Origin of the sequence: Okeania sp. SIO2F4, assembly GCF_010672385.1 — a bacterium.
Lineage (GTDB): Bacteria > Cyanobacteriota > Cyanobacteriia > Cyanobacteriales > Microcoleaceae > Trichodesmium.
In genome coordinates this window covers 1-18,897 of the sequence record NZ_JAAHGT010000071.1, presented here as the reverse complement: position 1 = coordinate 18,897, position 18,897 = coordinate 1, and the positions used below count along the sequence as shown (strand labels likewise).

12 protein-coding genes are annotated in these 18,897 nt (G+C 35.9%); 3 read left to right on the top strand and 9 right to left on the bottom strand.

Annotated elements, in window-relative coordinates:
- The 5 genes from F6K22_RS07225 to F6K22_RS07205 all read right to left on the bottom strand — a co-directional run.
- Nucleotides 1–411: aminotransferase class III-fold pyridoxal phosphate-dependent enzyme (locus F6K22_RS07225; protein ID WP_293095185.1), on the bottom strand; the 411-nt coding region annotated here is incomplete at its 3' end.
- A gap of 122 nt (nucleotides 412–533) precedes the next feature.
- Entirely contained in the window at nucleotides 534–1,256 is a 723-nt protein-coding gene (locus F6K22_RS07220; protein ID WP_293095179.1) for a class I SAM-dependent DNA methyltransferase, read from the bottom strand.
- A 278-nt stretch (nucleotides 1,257–1,534) separates the two neighbouring features.
- Complete coding sequence (gene lptB / locus F6K22_RS07215; protein WP_293095176.1) at nucleotides 1,535–2,263, bottom strand: LPS export ABC transporter ATP-binding protein; 729 nt, start codon at nucleotides 2,261–2,263, stop codon at nucleotides 1,535–1,537.
- Between the two features lie 423 nt (nucleotides 2,264–2,686).
- Entirely contained in the window at nucleotides 2,687–3,205 is a 519-nt protein-coding gene (locus F6K22_RS07210) for an LptA/OstA family protein (RefSeq protein WP_293095174.1), read from the bottom strand.
- A gap of 2,209 nt (nucleotides 3,206–5,414) precedes the next feature.
- Nucleotides 5,415–7,076, bottom strand: a complete 1,662-nt coding sequence (locus F6K22_RS07205) for a mechanosensitive ion channel family protein (protein WP_293095171.1) — start codon at nucleotides 7,074–7,076, stop codon at nucleotides 5,415–5,417.
- Between the two features lie 1,152 nt (nucleotides 7,077–8,228).
- Between F6K22_RS07205 and F6K22_RS07200 the strand changes: the two genes are divergently transcribed.
- The 3 genes from F6K22_RS07200 to F6K22_RS07190 all read left to right on the top strand — a co-directional run bounded on the left by F6K22_RS07200 (nucleotide 8,229) and on the right by F6K22_RS07190 (nucleotide 11,278).
- Complete coding sequence (locus F6K22_RS07200; RefSeq protein WP_293095168.1) at nucleotides 8,229–9,524, top strand: glutamate-5-semialdehyde dehydrogenase; 1,296 nt, start codon at nucleotides 8,229–8,231, stop codon at nucleotides 9,522–9,524.
- A 271-nt stretch (nucleotides 9,525–9,795) separates the two neighbouring features.
- Nucleotides 9,796–10,443, top strand: a complete 648-nt coding sequence (locus F6K22_RS07195) for a class I SAM-dependent DNA methyltransferase (protein ID WP_293095166.1) — start codon at nucleotides 9,796–9,798, stop codon at nucleotides 10,441–10,443.
- A gap of 220 nt (nucleotides 10,444–10,663) precedes the next feature.
- Nucleotides 10,664–11,278 carry a sulfotransferase-like domain-containing protein gene (locus F6K22_RS07190; protein ID WP_363273018.1) on the top strand — a complete coding sequence of 205 codons (615 nt, stop codon included), beginning with the start codon at nucleotides 10,664–10,666 and terminating at the stop codon, nucleotides 11,276–11,278.
- Between the two features lie 121 nt (nucleotides 11,279–11,399).
- On the opposite strand, the gene F6K22_RS07185 is transcribed toward F6K22_RS07190, so the two are convergent.
- From F6K22_RS07185 to hslO, 4 genes are all read right to left on the bottom strand, one after another.
- Nucleotides 11,400–12,419, bottom strand: coding sequence for a long-chain acyl-[acyl-carrier-protein] reductase (locus tag F6K22_RS07185; protein ID WP_293095163.1), 1,020 nt, complete (start codon nucleotides 12,417–12,419; stop codon nucleotides 11,400–11,402).
- Between the two features lie 168 nt (nucleotides 12,420–12,587).
- Nucleotides 12,588–13,310, bottom strand: a complete 723-nt coding sequence (locus tag F6K22_RS07180) for an aldehyde oxygenase (deformylating) (RefSeq protein ID WP_293095160.1) — start codon at nucleotides 13,308–13,310, stop codon at nucleotides 12,588–12,590.
- Between the two features lie 352 nt (nucleotides 13,311–13,662).
- Nucleotides 13,663–15,807, bottom strand: a complete 2,145-nt coding sequence (locus F6K22_RS07175; protein ID WP_293095158.1) for a hypothetical protein — start codon at nucleotides 15,805–15,807, stop codon at nucleotides 13,663–13,665.
- A 2,069-nt stretch (nucleotides 15,808–17,876) separates the two neighbouring features.
- Nucleotides 17,877–18,812, bottom strand: coding sequence for an Hsp33 family molecular chaperone HslO (gene hslO / locus F6K22_RS07170; RefSeq protein WP_293095156.1), 936 nt, complete (start codon nucleotides 18,810–18,812; stop codon nucleotides 17,877–17,879).
- Nucleotides 18,813–18,897 lie beyond the last annotated feature (85 nt).

Genomic DNA, 18,897 nt, shown 5'->3' with positions numbered 1-18,897 from the left:
TGCAAGCTCAGAATTTAGTTCTTTTGTTTCCCGATTTTTAACTAAGTCAATACCAACCATTAATCCACAACCACGAACATCACCAATACATTCATATTTTACAGGAAAAATATGAATACTTTTGAGTAAATAATCTCCAACCATAGAACAATTTTGTTGTAGATTTTCTCTTTCAATTGTCTCTAAAACTGCTTTACCTGCTGCACAAGAAACAGGATTTCCAGAAAATGTATTAAAGTGCAATTTTTGAGTAAGTGCTTGAGCAATTTCGGGTGTTGTTACAACAGCAGCAAGAGGTACTCCATTACCAATACCTTTAGCTAAAGTGACAATATCAGGTTTAACATCGTGAAGTTCAAAACCCCAAAAACCTTGACCAGTTTGACAAAAACCAGTTTGTACTTCATCAATTTCTTAATTCAATTACTTGTTGTTATGAAAGACCAAGATATGGAGTAGGTTGATAATTGTACGGCGGAAGAGATGGTATGTTTTGTGTAAGTATTTTGTTAGTTACTATAGAAATATTTTGCTTAATTTTTTAAGTAGATATAATATTTTCCTGGGTTGATATCTTTTTCTATAAACCCTGCTTTTTCTAGCATCATAGTACAGGTTTGATGACTGAGTAATTTAAGTTTTAGTGTTTGTTGTGTTACTAACTCGTCATTTTGATAAAAAAGATAATCAAGAATAGCATAAAGTTCATTTTCGATTAATTGAGTAGTTGCAATTTTTTTATGAACAATACAATTATCCAATTCTATTACTTTATCTGTATAAGTATCTGTATAAGCATTAGAAAAACTAATTATTAGTCTACCTCCTGCTTGAAGATGTTTAGCAACACAATCAAAGCTTTTTTGTATATCTACAGAACTAAAAATATGACTAGCGAGCATTGTTTCTGACTCATAATTAACAAACGTCCAAGCACCCCCACGAGAATAAGCAACATCAAATTTTTTACCAATATCTAATTCAGAAACACTTTGATAATGTAAATCAACTTTTTGTCCTAATCTCTTTTGAGCTTCTTCCAAGAAAGATTCACTGGTATCAATTCCAGTTATTCTATAGTTAGGTTCAATCTGCAGTAAATTTTCTACTACTAAACCAGTGCCTATTCCTATCTCCAATAAATCTCTAGCTTCCCCTATGATTTGAGCAAATTCAGTAGCAATTTCATAATAGTTTACATTTTTTTTGACTAACTTATCATAAAATTTAGCAACTCCTTGGTATTGATCGTTCATTTATTCAATTTATCCTATTTATCCTATTTAAAAATTATATTTTTTCTGGTTTACAACACTTTTTAAGATAGTTATTACAGTTTTGTATCAATCTTTTTTCCCTGTTCCCTACCCCCTAAAGCTGCAAAACTTTTTCACTATCGACAACTTCTATGCGATCAACTCTTTTTTGTTTATTTAACTGAACTTTATGATCGGTTTTCTCTAAGATAATCTAGTTTGTACTTTTAGTAATTAATGGTGCTAAAAACTTCAGAATTACTTTCTTGGGTAAGACCTCAAAACTGAAATTTATCACCCAAATAATATTGACGTACTAAGGGATTATTATAAAGTTCTTCTGCTGTTCCAGATGCCAAAATTTGCCCATCTCGCATAATATAAGCTCTATCCGTAATTTCCAAAGTTTCTCTCACATTATGGTCTGTAATTAGGATGCCCATCTTTTGTTCTCCTAATTTGCCTACTATCTTTTGAATCTCAGAAACAGCTATTGGGTCTACTCCCGCAAATGGTTCATCTAAAAACAAAAATTTCAGTCCATCTTGGTTAGATGCTAAAGCTCTAGCTAGTTCTGTTCGCCGACGTTCCCCCCCAGAAACCTGAGAACCTAAAGTAGAAGCTATCTTTTCTAAACGAAACTCATGTAATAAAAACTCTAAACGCCTTTTCCATTCACGACGAGGTACTTTTGTTTGTTCCAAAACTAGGAGAATATTTTCTTTGACACTGAGATTACGAAAAATACTAGGTTCCTGAGCTAGATAACCAATACCAAGTTTTGCTCTTTTGTTTATTGGTAAAGCTGTTATATCTAACTCATTTAAAAAAACAGTGCCGAGTGAAGGTTTTTCTAGACCCGTAGCGATATAAAATGTAGTAGTTTTACCTGCACCATTAGGACCGAGTAAGCCAACAATTTCTCCCTGATTAATAAATATATTAACTCGACTAACAACGGCACGCTTACCATAATATTTGTGAATATTCTCAAGAACAATTTTCATATTTGAGTTAGAAGCTAGCTGTTAAAAATTGAATTAGACATTAGATTCAATGATTGAAGAGTCTAATCTCTAAATTTTTCACCAAGCTATAGAAACAATCAATATCTCATTAATTCCAGGCTAGTTCAGCATACATAAAATATCAAATTTGTCAATAATAATTGTTAATTATAGCAATTCCCATACTGGTAAGGTATAGTGCTACGCCCAAGTCAGAAGTCAGAAGTAATCTCTGACTGAGTTTAAGTATATAGAATCCATTTGGTATCTTTGCGTTTGTCTGAAAAGCTCGCTGTGAAGTCGTCCGTGCTAGAGAAGCAATACGGGAAAAAGATTAAAAATACTCCAACTCTCCCCACCTCCACATCTCCCCATCTCCCCATCCCCCCATCCCCACAAAGGTTGAGAAAGGTTACTTTTAGATTATGGACTTATGGGAGTTTTAAATGCTGGCTTTGGATTGAATGGTGCAGAAACAGCACTTTCTATATCTCCTCCTTGACCTGCGGGAACTACATATATAGATTCTACTTGCCCTTGGGATTGAGGTAGGGCAATAAAACGTCCTTCATCTATCAGATAGGTGACAGTTTCTCCCCGAATTGTATTACCATCCTGTAGTATAAATACATCTCCACTAAGAACAATTCTACGTTCTCGGCTAAAATATTGAGCTTGAGCTGCTGTTGCTTGAATTTTGCGGGCAGGGTAGTTAATTTGGACATTACCACGAGCTGTAACAACCCCTGTTCTAGCATCAGCTTCTTGAATATCGGAGCGAACAGTAAGACTACGACCTGAAGAATTTTGATTTCCTGGAGGTTGACCAGGATTAATTTGAGCAGTCGTAGGATATGTAATAGAATTTATTATCGCCAGAGGTAATATCAATAGCAGTCCTTTTAATATCAGTGATTTTGATATTTTCTTGTTAAGTATCATTTTTAATTAATTTAATTAAGTACAAAATTGTCAAGAGGTCCACTATCTCGACCCTTGGGTATAAATTAAGTATTTAGTTATTTTACCCAATCATGGGATTTAGTCGCCAGTGTTTTTGATTTACCATTTATAAAGATAGGGTTTTGTCAAGTATCTAGTTATTGTATATTCTCATTATCTTGAGGTTTATTCATTAGTTATAAATTTTACATAAGCTTGACTAAGATTATCAATTTTATGTGATTAATTATTGAGAATTTATATAACAATTTTAGGAGGGTATAATAGAGACAATCTCTAATATTTAATTCGACTAATTACTTATTTAATAATTTAGCATTCAGGATTCATAAATTAGGAGAAATTAAGGCTGTGATACTGTTGATGCTCGGGAAAATTATATGGGAGTTATATACTAGTTAAGAGGAAGTTTTTGAAGAACTTACAACTGGATTGAATATAGAGTATCTTAGGCTAATTAGGTACAGCAAGTACACAAAATTAATTACCGAAAAATTAAGGTATAAAGCCTCTCCATTCATGGAGAAAAAGTGGTCGTTTGCGTTAGCGAAGCTCCTCTGAAAGAGGCAGCATGACCTTAGGATGGGATGGCGAGGTCTCCCGAAGAAAGCAGAGCCGCTCCGAAGTGCGCCATATCCAATCGACCAAGAGAACAAAAAAAAATCCTTTTAGCCAATCCTCTTTTTTATAAGAAGAGGTAATTATTAATTATTAATTGTTGAAACATTTTGTTAGACTGAACCCTGATATTGTATGCCTCACATCAAACTAGGGTAGGTCATTTCAGTTATCAGTTAGCCTCCTCCGGAGGAACTGCGTTAACAGTTATCAGTTATCAGCGAACCTCCGAGTAAACTCGGAGGCTTGAAATACTGAGTTAAATATTTCTCTTGCTCGATTGGATATGGCGAGGAAACCTCGCCATCCCATCCTTCGGAATGCTCCGCTTTCCGACCGCTTTTTCATCCCCTATCCAAGGGGAGGCGCATGCCCTCTTTTTTTGGTAAAAAATTTTGTTTAGGTGCTTATCTTTTTTCTCTTCACTGTTGCCTAAAACCTAGAATTTTATACTTCACTACCATGGGAATTGCTATATCATACCAAGCTTGATTTTTTCACAATATTTATAATACCAATTTGAAAAAAGAATATTACGAATAGTAAGTGTGATTAAAAGATTTTACCGAAAAATTAAGGTTTAAAGCCTCTCACTCGCCGTGGAGAAAAAAGCGGTCGTTTCGGCTGTCGCCGACATGAATGCGGAGCATGACCTTAGGATGGGATGCCGAGGTCTCCCGAAGAGTGCAGAGCCGCGTTTCATGTCGCGTTTGCGCAATTATTCCGTAGGAAAGCGAAACGCAATTCAAGTCGCTCCGCGTTAACGCGCCTTGTGCGGAACGCTAAACGCCATATCCAATCTACCAAGAGAACAAAAAAATTCTTTTTAACCAATCCTCTTCTTTTTAATACCAATTCCCAAAAATAATGCTATACTTACGATGGAACTTCAGTTATTAACTAATAATAATGCTTCAGTAATTTTTGTAAAGATTATCGGCATTAAATCAAAATATCTTATTTCTTTTAACCCTACTCCCTACTCCCTACTCCCTACTTTCAAGGAGATGTAGCAAGAATGCATGAGAAATGGTATAAGAAGAGGTAATTATTAATTATTAATTATTAATTATTAATTATTGAAAGGAGATGTCCCTTTGACAGAAAAGATAATTTCCGACCTAAAAAATGGTATTGAAGCAATTCATTCTGACTCCTGACTCCTGACTTCCCCTCCTAGGAGGGGTTAGGGGTGGGTTGACTCCTAATAAACAGCCTAGTCATTTGTAGCAAAGATTTATAAAATTGGTATAACTCAATAGGATTCAGATAAGACAAAAATTAATCTCAATAAAAACATAAATAAGAAGCTCTCTGGCAAATCACATATTTGCAAAAAAAATCCTTAACTAAATGGTATTGATTTATAATTCCTCCCTGTTCTCTAGTTTCATAAGTCACAACATAACCAAACCTGATTTAATATAACAACTCCCAAAAACAAAAAAAACTCTGTCTTTAATATCTGTTGAGAAATCAGCTATTACATCAATAATAACTTTTTAAATATCTCCTAAAAATTCAGATTTTTATGACAAGCTAAAACCTAAAACCTAACATCTGCTTCAACTTAACTTCTATACTTTGAAGTGATTGTAGCATTAACAGCTATATTCTCTCTCTCAAAATTTTGTTTCAATCTGTAACAAAACTCACGGGCTACATTCCACTGTTTTCTTGGTATTGTTTTCACTCTAATCGTAATTTCTACTTCCGTTTGAGAAACATTATTTACAGCTAAAATACTAGCATGTTCGAGAATTTTATCTCCCCAACTTGCATCATTTATCAACTCATTAGTAACTTGCTTAATTAACTTTAATGCTAGACTTAAATTAGTATCTAAATTAACTTTTATTCTTAAATCAATACTTGCCCAATCTTTAGTCAAATTATGTACTGTGGAAATATTGCCATGAGGAATGGTACTTAAGCGTCCTCCAGAATCACGCAATTGTGTCACCCGAAAATTCATGTCTTCTACATAGCCAATAGTATAATCTAAATCAATAATATCGCCAATCGCATATTGATCTTCTACCAAGATTAAAATTCCACTGATTATATCTTTAACTAAATTATGACCACCTAAAGAAACTGTCAAACTAATAATACCTAAACCAACTAATATGATAATTAGAGAAATATTTAAGTTTTGAAATACCAAAAGTATACCCAGACAAGCTAATGTAAACATTACAATTCCTTGCAATGTATGGGAAAAAGTAATTGCTCGTGATACTGTTCTTTGAACAGAAGTTTCTGTTTCTAGTCTCTGAAAACTATTAATGGCAAACCAGTTTATTATAACCGGACTGGCTTGAATTATTAAGTAAGTACTGATGATTGTAGTTAACACCATGGCATAAGAAAGTAAGAAAATTTGTAGCCAACGACTATAAGGAAAATTTCCTAAAATCCAGCCAATACCACACAGCCATAAAATTATATGAATTACTTGCAATAAACTTCTGAAAAAATAATTTTTATCTTGCTGTTGTTCCCATATTAACTGTTGTTTTTGTCCTAGGGTTAATTCTGGTTTTACTGTGCTTAATTGTTGATTATTTCTCAACTCATCTATTTGGGGATAAGACAATTTCAAACTTTCTATGAGTTTTTGCAGTTTTTGATATCTATTGAAGTAATATTTTTGCAAAATTGATATGAGAAAGCTCAAAAGTATCAAAGCTAATATTATCCCTATAGAAATTAAAAATTGTCTGAATAAATAGTCTGGTTTTCGTTCTCTCTGTGCCCTGATTAAGGCATCTCTCATAAAACCAATAATCTGATTAGCTAAATCTTCTCTAGATATGCCATGAATTTGAGCATCTAAATCTCTAATAGCAATTAATTCTTGATTTTTCAGTTCTTCTGCATCAGAAGCAAATACTAAAGTCTGGTTTTCTTGGATTTCAAGAGTTAATTTTAGAGTATCCGCATCAAAGCAATTTTTAATCGTTTGTCTGAGATTATTTTCATACAGTTTGACTCGAATATTGAGGGGAGATGTATTGCTGTTTCCTTGAATTTCTTGCCCTGCTATTGCAGCGACTTTGAATATTTCTCTGCCGTCTATTTTGATTGGTTTATAAACTATGTTGCTAATAGGTGTTAATGAGTTAACTTGACTGAGATTTTCAATATTACTATTTTGTGATTTTTCTAAAGTCTGACTTAATGCTAAATCAGCTTTGTTAATTGTAATAATTAAGGTTAACAGACTCAAGAATATTACAGTTATAATTTTTGATATTTTATAACAATTGTAGAAGGAATTTTTCTTGATTAGTAGGAGTTTTAATGAAATAAATTTAAAAATTTCCATAAGCCATTACATATACAATTAGTCTACTGATTGCTTTCTATTCACAAGAAGAAGTATCCGGACATAAATCTTAGTATTTGAGTAATTAGTTAATCAGATAAGTAGACAGGCAAAATTCAAGGTAAAATAAGAAATATTGTAAATTTAAGCATTCCGTAGGATTAGCTGACTACTAATAGCTGTTTCGCTGCGCGACATGAATGGGCAGGATTCCGCAGAAAATGCTTACTTGTAAATTTTTTCAAACCATTTTGACTTCTGTAGAGAAAATTTATGAATTGCACCTACCTGTAAATCGCCAAACTTCCCGCTCCAGTATCTGATTAGTATGAATTTGTAGCAAAATTTTTGCCAATTCAAAATAGATAATATTTCTTTGTTATTGCTGCACAAAAAGAGTTTTTTTTAAAAAATTAATGTAAGCATTCAGCTATTAGCAATCAGCTTTCAGCTTTTTAATTAAGGCATCATGTAAAAATAAGTTCTACAAATTTTATCTGAAATAGATTTTGAAATCTAGCTTCCATCAAGAAAACTGTTCAGTTTATTTTTACACAACTCCTAACAATTTAGCTCCATAGACTTTTAAGTTTAACTGATGGACTTTTACAGTAACTTTTAATTCTTTGAAATCTCTAAGAGATTGAATGTATCAGGAAATATAAAAAGGAGATAGGGAACAGGGAACACTTAACTGGGAATAGGGAATAACGAGAAAACAATCAAGACAAATATTGTGAAGAAAAATCTAGGAATATATGTATTGAATACTTCTGGTATCTAGCAAATTTATATCCCTTTAAGTCTTACTAATTTTAGATTTTAGCCACTCGTATCCTCTCTTAATACTTATTTTACAAAGAGTCTCTAAATTACTTTTTCCTCTTTTAAAGGTAATGAAGCTAATAGCTGACGGCTGACCGCTGAATGCTTACAAATTAATCTTAGTTTTGGACGTTAAGTGCAACGATTAATGTTGAAAATATAATTAATAATAATTAGAAAAAAATGATATAATAGGAAAATAATTATTGAAATTTTGCCTAAAGTAAAATGATTACAGAAGTTTCTTTGATTGAAATAGCCAAAACCACCCGTCAAGCAGCACAAAAATCAGCAGTTTTATCTACAGAAGCCAAAAATCAAGCTATTGAAGCAGTTGCCCAAGCATTAGAAAAAGCAGCACCAAAAATTATTACAGCAAACCAACTTGACTGCAAGATAGCTGAAACTGATGGAATTGCCAAACCGCTCTATAATAGATTGAAAATGGATGAGGCAAAACTAAAAAGCGCGATCGCTGGTTTACGCAATGTTGCTACTCTGACTGACCCTGTGGGTATGATACAAATACATCGGGAACTGGATGCAGGATTAATTCTCAAACGCATTACTTGTCCCCTAGGTGTTGTTGGCGTAGTCTTTGAAGCTCGTCCAGATGCTGTAATTCAAATTTCAGCATTGGCAATTAAATCAGGAAATGGTGTCATTCTCAAAGGAGGTAAAGAAGCAACTAATTCATGTCAAGAGTTAGTTACAGCAATTCGTCAAGGTTTATCCACAACTTCTGTTAACCCTGATGCAGTACAATTATTAACTACCCGCGAAGAAACTCTAGAGTTACTCAAGTTAGATCAATATGTCAATTTAATTATTCCCAGAGGTTCTAATTCTTTTGTGAGATTTGTTCAAGAAAATACTCAAATTCCGGTTTTAGGTCATGCGGAAGGAATTTGTCATGTTTATGTAGATAAATTTGCAGATATTCAAAAAGCAGTAGCAATTACTATTGATGCCAAAACTCAATATCCTGCTGCTTGTAATGCTGCCGAAACTTTGTTAGTACACACTGATATTGCTGCTAAGTTTCTCCGAGAAGTTTTTCCCGAACTCGAAAAACGTCAGGTTGAGTTACGCGGTGACATAGCTACTAAGCAAATTTTGTCATCGGTTAAGGTAGCGACAGATGTAGACTGGGCAACAGAATATAGCGATCTAGTCTTGTCTGTTAAAGTTGTGAATAGTTTAGAAGAAGCGATCGCTCACATCAATACTTATGGTTCCCGACATACAGATGCTATTATCACTGAGGATGAAAAAGCTGCGGAGACATTCCTCGCTCAAATAGATGCTGCTGGCGTATTCCATAACTGCTCAACCAGATTTTCCGATGGTTTCCGTTATGGTTTCGGTGCAGAAGTGGGAATTAGTACCCAGAAAATGCCACCAAGAGGTCCCGTAGGTTTAGAAGGATTAGTCACTTATAAATATCAAATTTTTGGGGACGGTCATATTGCTGCCACTTATTCTGGTGAAAATGCTAAACCATTTACTCACCAAGATTTTTGACCAAGAAATAATATTTCAACCATCCCCTTTTACAGCGCTTTTGCTGATTGATGAACCACACCATCATAACCAAAACCCTTTAGGGGCGAATGGCCATTCGCCCCTACGACTCCTGACTCCTGACTCCGATCGCGATACTATAACTAATTACTCCGGATTTTATATTATAACTGATAACTGAATAAACCACATCGTCACAACCAAAATCTTGACTTATCTACATCTAACAACTATTTTAGAACACTGTAATTAACACAGCAAAATATCTACTATGACTAATTGGGGCAATAAATTTAAAACTAAAAATATAGATCCCGAAAACCTGATAGATCACTATAATCAATATGCCGAAGAATTTGATGAACACGTAAAAAATGAATTGTGTGGCAATGGAGAAAATCTTCCTGTTGTAGTGACAGCAAAACTATTTGCAGAAACTGTCCCCTACCAAGAGTCGATGAAAATATTAGACATGGGAGCAGGTACAGGGGAACAAGGAGAACAACTGGCTAAACTGGGTTACAAAAATCTAGAACTTACTGCTTTTGATCCCTCTGAAGGAATGTTGAATATTGCCAAAAAGCGAAATATTTATTCAGAGTTTATCCAAGGTTATTTGCCTGATTCTGGTCTGTCTTCCGATTGTTTTGATGCTATCATTTGCGTAGGGACTTTTATTCCAGGACACGCTCCTGCTGAATCTCTCCGCGAGTTGGTTAGGATTACAAAGAAGGGAGGCTATATTGTTTATAGTGTTCGCAAGCACTTTTATGAAGAGGGAGATCGTCGCTTTCAAGTCGTAGAAGAAGAACTAACCCAAGCCAAAAAGTGGAAAATGATTGCTAAAAGAGAAGATGAATATCTACCTCTTGATAAAATCAAAGGCTATTACTTTAGTTTTCAAGTGTCTACAGATTGAAATTTCGGTTTTAAAGCAAAAGTCCTTTCAAGAAAAAACTAAGAAAAATATGATACAAACCAAACATATTGCTATGTGGACAGCTCCGAGAAGCCGTTCTACTTTGATTGGTAGAGCGTTTGAACAGTTAGATGAGTGCTGGCTGATTGATCGGCCATTTTACCCTCCATACGCTTTAACGAACGATTTTGGCGAACCTGAGAGATAAACCGTTTTAAAACTGTATGATACCAACTATCAAAATGTTATTAAAAAGATAACAGGAAAACTACCGAAGGGTAAATCTTTTTCCTTTCAGACACAACTGTCAAAGCACGCTTTACCAGAATTTGGTCGAGAATGGTTGCCAAGTTTGCATAACTTTTTTTTGATTAGAAATCCTAAAGAAGTAATTATTTCTTATCAAAAAATATTACATAAAATTGCCAGGAAAGACAAAAAAGTCAATCAGCATGATGTGGGAATTCACTATCTTTACAAACTATTTAAAGAAGTTGAAGAAATATTAGGAGAAACACCCCTTGTTATTGACTCTACTGATTTAATTAAAAATCCTACACGGGGTCTAAAGGTATTGTGCAACGATTACCTTGGGGTGACATTTTCGGAAAAAATGTTAACCTGGGAATTAGACTTAAAAAATTCAAATCTACTCTACACGGGAGACTTATCGCCTTATGCAAAATTCTGGTATTCACAGGTGAGTAATTCTGAAGGATTTATGCCCTATAAAGAGAAAGAAGTGGAGTTTCCAGAGGAACTTCTTCCTCTTCTGGAAGGCTGTCTTGTCTTATACCAAGAAATGTATCAATCTTGTAGGTTATTCAATAATTAATGCTAGTAAAAACATGAAAAATTTACCATCTTTGAAATAGCAATCAACCCTAACTATAAAATTTTTCTAAAAAATTAGAAGAAATCTGCTCTTCCTTACTTCAAGATTTTTTCTATATTTTTCAAAGCATCAAAGGCTTAAATCCATGCTTAACAGATAACTTTCCAATTAATTCCATTTTTTCCACAGTAATTAAATTCCGTCCCCAAGAAAAATTAGTATATAACTTTTCAAATTCTAGTAGCATTGACTCAGCAAAACAAGCAAATAACTGACGACCTGGTACCTCCATATTGACAATGTTCATAATTTTCCAGTCAATATCAAGAGAATGTTCTACAATTCCACCATTGAGAACATAGATTCCTTCTTGCTGAACTTTAGTAGACATGTTTTTGGGATAACCACCATCAATCAATAAACAGGGCTTCTTTAACAGACTTGAATTGATTTCTACACCTTTGGGCATACTAGCAACCCAAACGATAATATCAGCTAGAGGTAAAGCTGTATCTAATTCTAGAATTTTGCCCCTACCTAATTCCCCTTGCAGATTTTTTAGTGGCTCTTGCTTACGAGCTATCAATAATAATTCTTCTACTTCTGTCTTTGTACTTAACCAGCGACATACCGCACTGCCAATATCACCAGTTGCCCCACATACTGCTACTGTTGCTTTTGACAAATCAATTCCTAAATTTTGCGCCCCTTGTTCTACTTGCTGAGAGATAATATAAGCTGTGTGAGTATTGCCAGTAGTGAAACGTTTAAATTCCAATGTAATATTGCGAATTTGCTTAAACTTCTGCAAATTAAAATTCTCAAAAATAATTGATGAAAACCCACCCAAAGCAGTTATATCGATACCATTCTTCTGAGCATGGGCCATGGCATTGATTATTTTACGGGTAGCTGCTTTGATTCGGCTAGAAGCTAACATTTCTGGTAGAAAACAAGATTCTACATATTTGCCTTCAATTTTCTGACCTGTGATACTTGTTACTTTGATTGTATCTACTATCTGAGGTGGAGCGCTGCACCAGAAGTCAAGACCTTGATCTGCATATTCTGGATATCCTAAATCTCTTGCTACGGATTGGGCGTGTTCTAAGCTAGTTAGATGACCAATTAGACCAAACATTAAAATTTTAAGTTTTGATTATTAGTAGGTTAGTTATTGCTGATGGTATGTGGAAATAAGGGTAGAATTGTAAATTGGCAAGTATCATTTTCACACTTGAACAATCTTTTGTTAAATGTTATGCCATTACTCATTCCCAATCCTAATTTCCACATTGATTAAAATTAACTATGCGGCAACCAGACCATAAGCTGACATCCGCATAATTTCTCCAGTAGTAAAACCAATATTGTTCAGAGCTTCACCATAAGCAATCATAAAATCCTCAATTAATGCTTCTTTTTCCATTTCCAAGGTCTTAGCATCTTTTTCTACCTGGTTCAGCATTTTCCATACTAGAGGTAAGTTTTGGCGATTTGCTTGTTGTAGTTCTGCTTTGGAGTCTTCAAAATGCTCTTTTAGCCATACTTCACCAAAGTTGAGATGACTGTACTCATCTTTGACCACACCTTCAGTAATTTTTCGAGCAAAGGGATCGGCAACAGGAATATAAATATTGTATGCTGCGATCGCGAAACATTCAATAATTAGAGATTGAATTAACAGACAAGTTACGACATTGCCTGTAGATGCTGCTGTTTGAAAGTTCTGATGCAGTGGGTCAAAAAACTTTTTGGCAAACTCCATATCAGCTGTCACTTTCAGATTATTGCCACAAGCTTGAAAGCCTTTTTTGTGACGATTTTCCATTTTTGATAGCTTAATCAGTTCATCCTTTTTATCTGGAAGCATTTCGGCTAGTTTAATATAGTTTTCATAAGCCTCTTGCTCTCCTTCAATTACGATTGCATTGATTCGGCTATAGGCATCTTTGTAAGTTTCAGTTTCAAATTTTGTTTGATCGGTTTCAATTTGAGAATCCATGGTAGGAATTGCTTCAAGCTTTGGCATACGTTAGTTATCTCCTCATCACAAAATAGTTTTAGAAGTGGAAAGAAAAATATTTTATCAATCTTAACTTAGCTTATAGTTTACTGTACCTACTTTCTGGAATAATTGGTTAGTATAGCTATAATTTATCTTTTAATTAAGGCCCAACTTTTGTACAAACCTCCATTTCTACAAATTTTAGTTGAGATTTTGGTAATTCTACCTAAAAAATTATATATCAATTTATTGACCTTTTTCAGAGCATCGAATAGTTAAGCTTTAGTTTCGTTAGTTATTAGGCTTTTGATTATCGCTTTTTTTTTGGCCATGTATTGTGGAGATTCACAATGGCCAATAATTATCCCCCTTGACTCTAGTTATTATTGATAAATTTTGGTGTAGATACCAAAGGTTTACCTCTCTCATCTGTAAGATTAGTTGAGTTTTCTTCTCTCAACTGCTGAGATTGAATTGAGTTTTCTTCTCTCAACTGCTGAGATTGATCTGAAGGTAGAGTCTGATAGTCTACAGATGGATTAGGGGTAAGCCAACTTTGCCAAAGACTAATTTGACTCTGGGCTGAATTATAAGCAAGACTATTTCTCGGAATTTTCCTAGCAATTGAGATTGCCCTTGCCACATCTCGGTTAACTACATCCATAGCGATCGACAATATTTGTTGACTCCATTGATTAATCAATTGGGAAGCCTCCAATTGCCTGGAGCTAGAAGTTGGTACTTGCTGTGCTAAAGTAATTGCTGTAGCATAAGCATCTGCTGTTGCTGCTACTGCTGCTTGACGAGCATTCTCTAAACTTCTTTTGGCCTCTTGTTGAGATTGCCACTCCTGAATTTTAGCTAAGGCTTGATTATAGAGGATTCTACCTGGTTGAATTTTTTTTGCTGTGGCAATTGCCTGTTCTGTATTACCTGACAATGCTAAAAGTTGTGCATTATCAAGAATTGGTTGGTCTTGAGAACGTTGAACTTTTTGTGTCCACCTATTAATTTTCTTTTGAGCTTCCTGATAAAGAGTTCTCCCCCGACCAATTTGACTTGCTTCATCAATTGCTGCTTGTAAAGAAGTTATATCGCCAAAGCTTGCTAATTTTTCGGCTTTCTCTAAAAAGGGCCGATCTTCTTGTTGCTGTAGTTGTCTACTCCAAGCTTCTATCAAAGTAGTTGCTTCTTCCCCCCTAGGGTTATAGGGAGGAATACTCTGCAATTTGGCGATCGCTGCTTTTAGATCGCTAATTCCTTTGGGTTGGGCTAGTTTTTTTCCTTGCTCAATAATGGCGACATCTGCAATTTCCTGCTGCCACAGACCAACCAACTGTTGAGCTTTGCTGTAAAAAGGTCGTTGTGCGTTGAGTTTTTTAACTTGAGCTATAGCATCTTCTAGTCCTGCTATTGTACCTAAACTAGCTGGGGAATGGGCACGAGCTAATAATTCTATATCTTCTACCTTTTCCTGTAGGGCATCATTTTTTGGAACTTTATTGACTATATCAAGTGCCTCTTGCCAATTTCCTGCGTTTAATTTTACTGAAGCTATGTCTATTATTTGTTTTCCCAAATTAACCATTAACTTTTGAGCCGTTTGATAAATATAGCTCTTTTGTTCAATTTCTTGAACTTGTTTAATAGCATTTGTCAGATTATCTAGTCCACCTTGTTCCCCAATATCTCGTGCTTCGTTTAATTTAGCCCCTTCTTTGCGAGTTCTTTTAATATCGTTAATTAGTTCCTGGTATTTTTTTGTTCCCCAGTGGACATTTGGCACTGATAGTAAACGAGAGGCTTCTATGGAAGCTTGATTCCATTGTTCTTTACGCAAATATTCTTGAGTCTGCTTGTAATTTGCTTGAGCTTGATTCCAAGTTTTTTGCCAGTCTTGAATCTGTTTTTCTACGAGTGGGTAAGCTGGCACTTTCTGGGGAACTTTTTGGGCAATAGTAATAGCTTCTTCTAATTTTCCATCTTGAAAAGCTAAGTCTCCCAAGGACAATATTTTTTTCGACCACCTTTCAATATAACCATCTATTTGTGGACGCATTGGATGGTCATTTGATAAAACATCTACCAGATTAATTGCTTGAAGTAAACTGTCCACAGTTGAGGAAGTAGCTAACAACTGGGCACAATAAAGGCGTTTACTAGCAGATGCAGTACGCCAGTAAGTTGACTCACAATCTGCCTGAGAGGGTAACTTAAACAAAGCCGACATAGCTGTTATACCTGCTCCAGCGGGAACTATTACCAGTAGTCCTATCCAGAACAACCCATAAATAGAACCTAGATTGTTTGGAGGTTTTGGTTTTTTTGGCTCAGTTTTTTTTATTGGGGAAACTGAATGTTTTTCCTGATTAGAGTATTTTGCCGGAGATTTGTAGGTCTTGATCTGACTGCCATTTGATCTAAGTTCTTGCAGTCTTTGTTCGCGATTTTTCCGACGTTCAGGTAATTGCCTCTGACGGATTATCCGGCCATGGCCTATTGTTTTGTGCTTTTCATTCATATATGCTTTATCCTGAGCAGTAAGCAACGAAGATATTAAACTCTCATTACTTTCGGATTGATTCAGCCTACAAACAAGCTTTTATCTAAATTAAAGTTAATTTAATTATATGCGGTTTCTAGGTATACACTATTTTTTACATATTTGCAACCAATTATCTCAACGTTAGTTGAAGATTAGCGCTCTCGATCCCCACGAGTGAAAGCTATCCCTGATAAGGAACTCCTAAAATCCTTTGATGATAGGGAGATGGGGGGGGGTGGGGGAAGTTTAGCCTCTAATTAAATACGTTTACCCTCCCGAAATATCCATTTAATGGTAATAAACATGACCTTTTTCTAATGTCTAAGTTTTATCTTAAGAAAGATGTTTATAAAGCATAGCTAAAAAAGGGGGATGGGAAAACAAATCAATATTCAGGTTTTCACGAGCTTTGTGTTAAGCTAAATGGTAGTCCTGCATGGTAATGGTGAGGATATATATTTTTTTATTTCTCCCACACTCCTCATCCCCCCATCTCCCCATCTCCCCACACTCCTGGTGCTTCCTTTACCATTACGCGAGCACCTCCACCAGGTAAATTAGCCTGGTAGGCTATAAGTGTCTAGGGGAGCCGTAGGATTGGCAACGTACTGTGGAGCGAGTCTTGAGAGAAAAAAGAGGTTCCCCCGATTAGGCAGGTGATATGTTTCGCTGGACGACATGAAAAGTGTTTCAGCTGTTGCCGACATGGATGGGTACCATGACAAATGGAAAGCTCCTCTGTAAGAGGCAATATAAACCGGACGTCGTGATGTGACCAAATCCCTTGTTGTCGCCCTATGGGCAACGTTGGGAAGATTTGATTAATGGATAATGGATAGTGGATAATTACCTCTCCCTAAAACGGATTTGATTGACGCGGAGCGTGAAAATTTTTTCTTCTCAAGGGGAGATTGGATATGGCGAGGAGACCTCGCCATCCCATCCTAGGTAATGCTCCGCTTTCCGACCGCTTGTTTCTCCTAATTAGGAGAGGCTTTTTACCTTAACTATTCGGTAAAGTAGTTTAGATTGAATTATTAAAATTTATCGATCAAAACGTTGGTTTAAGACTGGCGCTCTCTCAACATGAGGAGTATCGCTAAGGCGGAAATAAATCTACGGAAGTAATTCTGTACACAGTACCTCATAAAGACCAATCAATGTTGGTTGTACTTTTGACAGTAATCTAAAATCAATGTACTACTAGCTAGTAGCGCGTCTAGACTAAAATTGTGGGTAAAACATCCCTCCTCTCGGAGCAGGAGAGGAGTTGGGGAAGAGGTCTTCATTGACTCGCTCTTTACCCACATTTTAAAGCTAGACGAGGTAATACTACTAGCTAGTCTAAACTAAAATTGTGGGTAAATACAAGCCAATAATATTGAATTTACTGCCTTCTTAGCAATTGCTTTACCGACATTCTAAAGCTAGACACCTTACTACTATAGTAGCTAGTCTAGACTAAAATTGTGTGTAAAACCTAACCCCCCAACCCCTTTCCCTGCAAGGGAATGGGGATAAATTATCCCCTCTCGGAGCAGGAGAGGGGTCGGGGGAGAGGTCTTCCGGGATACTGAAACTTAACCCATATTTTAAAGTTAGACGCGCTAATAGGTAGGGCTACTGGGCTACCAGTGACAGCCAGTGGATCTACAGTAAGACTATCAAGAGGGAATAGGGCCGAAGGCAGATGCTATATTTCGCTGCACGACATAAAAAGCGTTTCGTCTGTCGCCGACATGAATGGGGAGCATGACAAACGAAAAGCTACTCTGTTAGGGCATCTCCTACCCAGAAGGCAAGAAGCAGCATCAACCTAAATCCCGTTTCCCTACGCGACATGAAAAGTTCAGGGGTGCTTCATTAATTGATAATTGATAATGGATAATTGATAATTACCTCGGGTTTTAACCGTACGGGAATTGAATATAAGGAAATATTATTTCTTTTTTCTCCACGGCGAGTGAGAGGCTTTATACCTTGATTTTTCGGTAATACGGTTTAGGAATCCTGGTTTTTGGCCCAAGGGTAAGGTCTGGAGAATTTCAATGAGATAACTTCCGTAATTGTCCAATAGGCACTTCTGTGAAAGGTTGTTGTAACTCTTGAATGAGTTGTGTAAGATCTTCTTGACTGGCTTGATATACTTCTCCACAAAATTCGCAGGTTGCTTCGGCACCGTTGTCTTTTTCAATCATATCTTTTAGTTCGTCTATACCAAACATTTTTAAAGCTCCTAATACCCTCTCGAAAGAACAGTCACAGTTAAAACGAACTATTTGACGTTCGGGTAATATATTTAAGCCCATATCTCCCAAAAGTTGTTGAAAAATTTCTGGTAATGTTTTGCCAGAACGTAGCAATGGAGTGAATCCTGATAAAGAGGCGATACGAGATTCTAGGGTTTGAACCAATTCTTCGTCTATAGCTGCTTTGGGCATGACTTGTAACAAAAGTCCTCCTGCTGCTTGTATGCCTTCTGTATCTACAAATACTCCTAGCACTAAAGCTGATGGTGTTTGTTCTGATGTGACTAAATAATGGGTAATGTCATCTCCAATTTCTCCAGATACTAATTCTACTGTACTGGAGTATGGGTAGCCGTGGCCTATGTCTCTCACTACATATAGGTAACCTTGATTGCCTACTGCTTTCCCTACATCAAGTTTGCCAATTTGATTTGGCGATAGCTCAATTGTAGGATTCTCTACATACCCTCGCACTGTTCCATCTAGGCCAGCATCAACTAGCACTCCTCCTAAAGGACCATTGCCCTGGACACTAATGTTAACTCTTGATTTTGGAGTTTTCATACTAGAAGCTAATAATAGTCCTGCAGCCATTGTTCGGCCAAGAGCAGCAGAGGCCACCCAAGAAAGTTTGTGTCGTTGTCTTGCTTCTTCGGTTAAGCGAGTGGTAATTGCACCAACAGCACGAATGCCTCCTTCTGCTGCCGTAGCTCTAATTAGTTGATCTGCCATTGGAATCCTTACACTTCTTAATAATTATGACTTTCTTTATCATAACTCTGTTGGAATAGTACAGGTAAAATTTGTGTGAGATATA

Coding starts and splice junctions, on each gene's coding strand:
- hslO (WP_293095156.1), bottom strand. CDS start 18,812: ATGGCAGATCAACTAATTAGAGCTACGGCAGCAGAAGGAGGCATTCGT.
- F6K22_RS07210 (WP_293095174.1), bottom strand. CDS start 3,205: ATGATACTTAACAAGAAAATATCAAAATCACTGATATTAAAAGGACTG.
- F6K22_RS07175 (WP_293095158.1), bottom strand. CDS start 15,807: ATGAATGAAAAGCACAAAACAATAGGCCATGGCCGGATAATCCGTCAG.
- F6K22_RS07200 (WP_293095168.1), top strand. CDS start 8,229: ATGATTACAGAAGTTTCTTTGATTGAAATAGCCAAAACCACCCGTCAA.
- F6K22_RS07180 (WP_293095160.1), bottom strand. CDS start 13,310: ATGCCAAAGCTTGAAGCAATTCCTACCATGGATTCTCAAATTGAAACC.
- F6K22_RS07185 (WP_293095163.1), bottom strand. CDS start 12,419: ATGTTTGGTCTAATTGGTCATCTAACTAGCTTAGAACACGCCCAATCC.
- lptB (WP_293095176.1), bottom strand. CDS start 2,263: ATGAAAATTGTTCTTGAGAATATTCACAAATATTATGGTAAGCGTGCC.
- F6K22_RS07220 (WP_293095179.1), bottom strand. CDS start 1,256: ATGAACGATCAATACCAAGGAGTTGCTAAATTTTATGATAAGTTAGTC.
- F6K22_RS07195 (WP_293095166.1), top strand. CDS start 9,796: ATGACTAATTGGGGCAATAAATTTAAAACTAAAAATATAGATCCCGAA.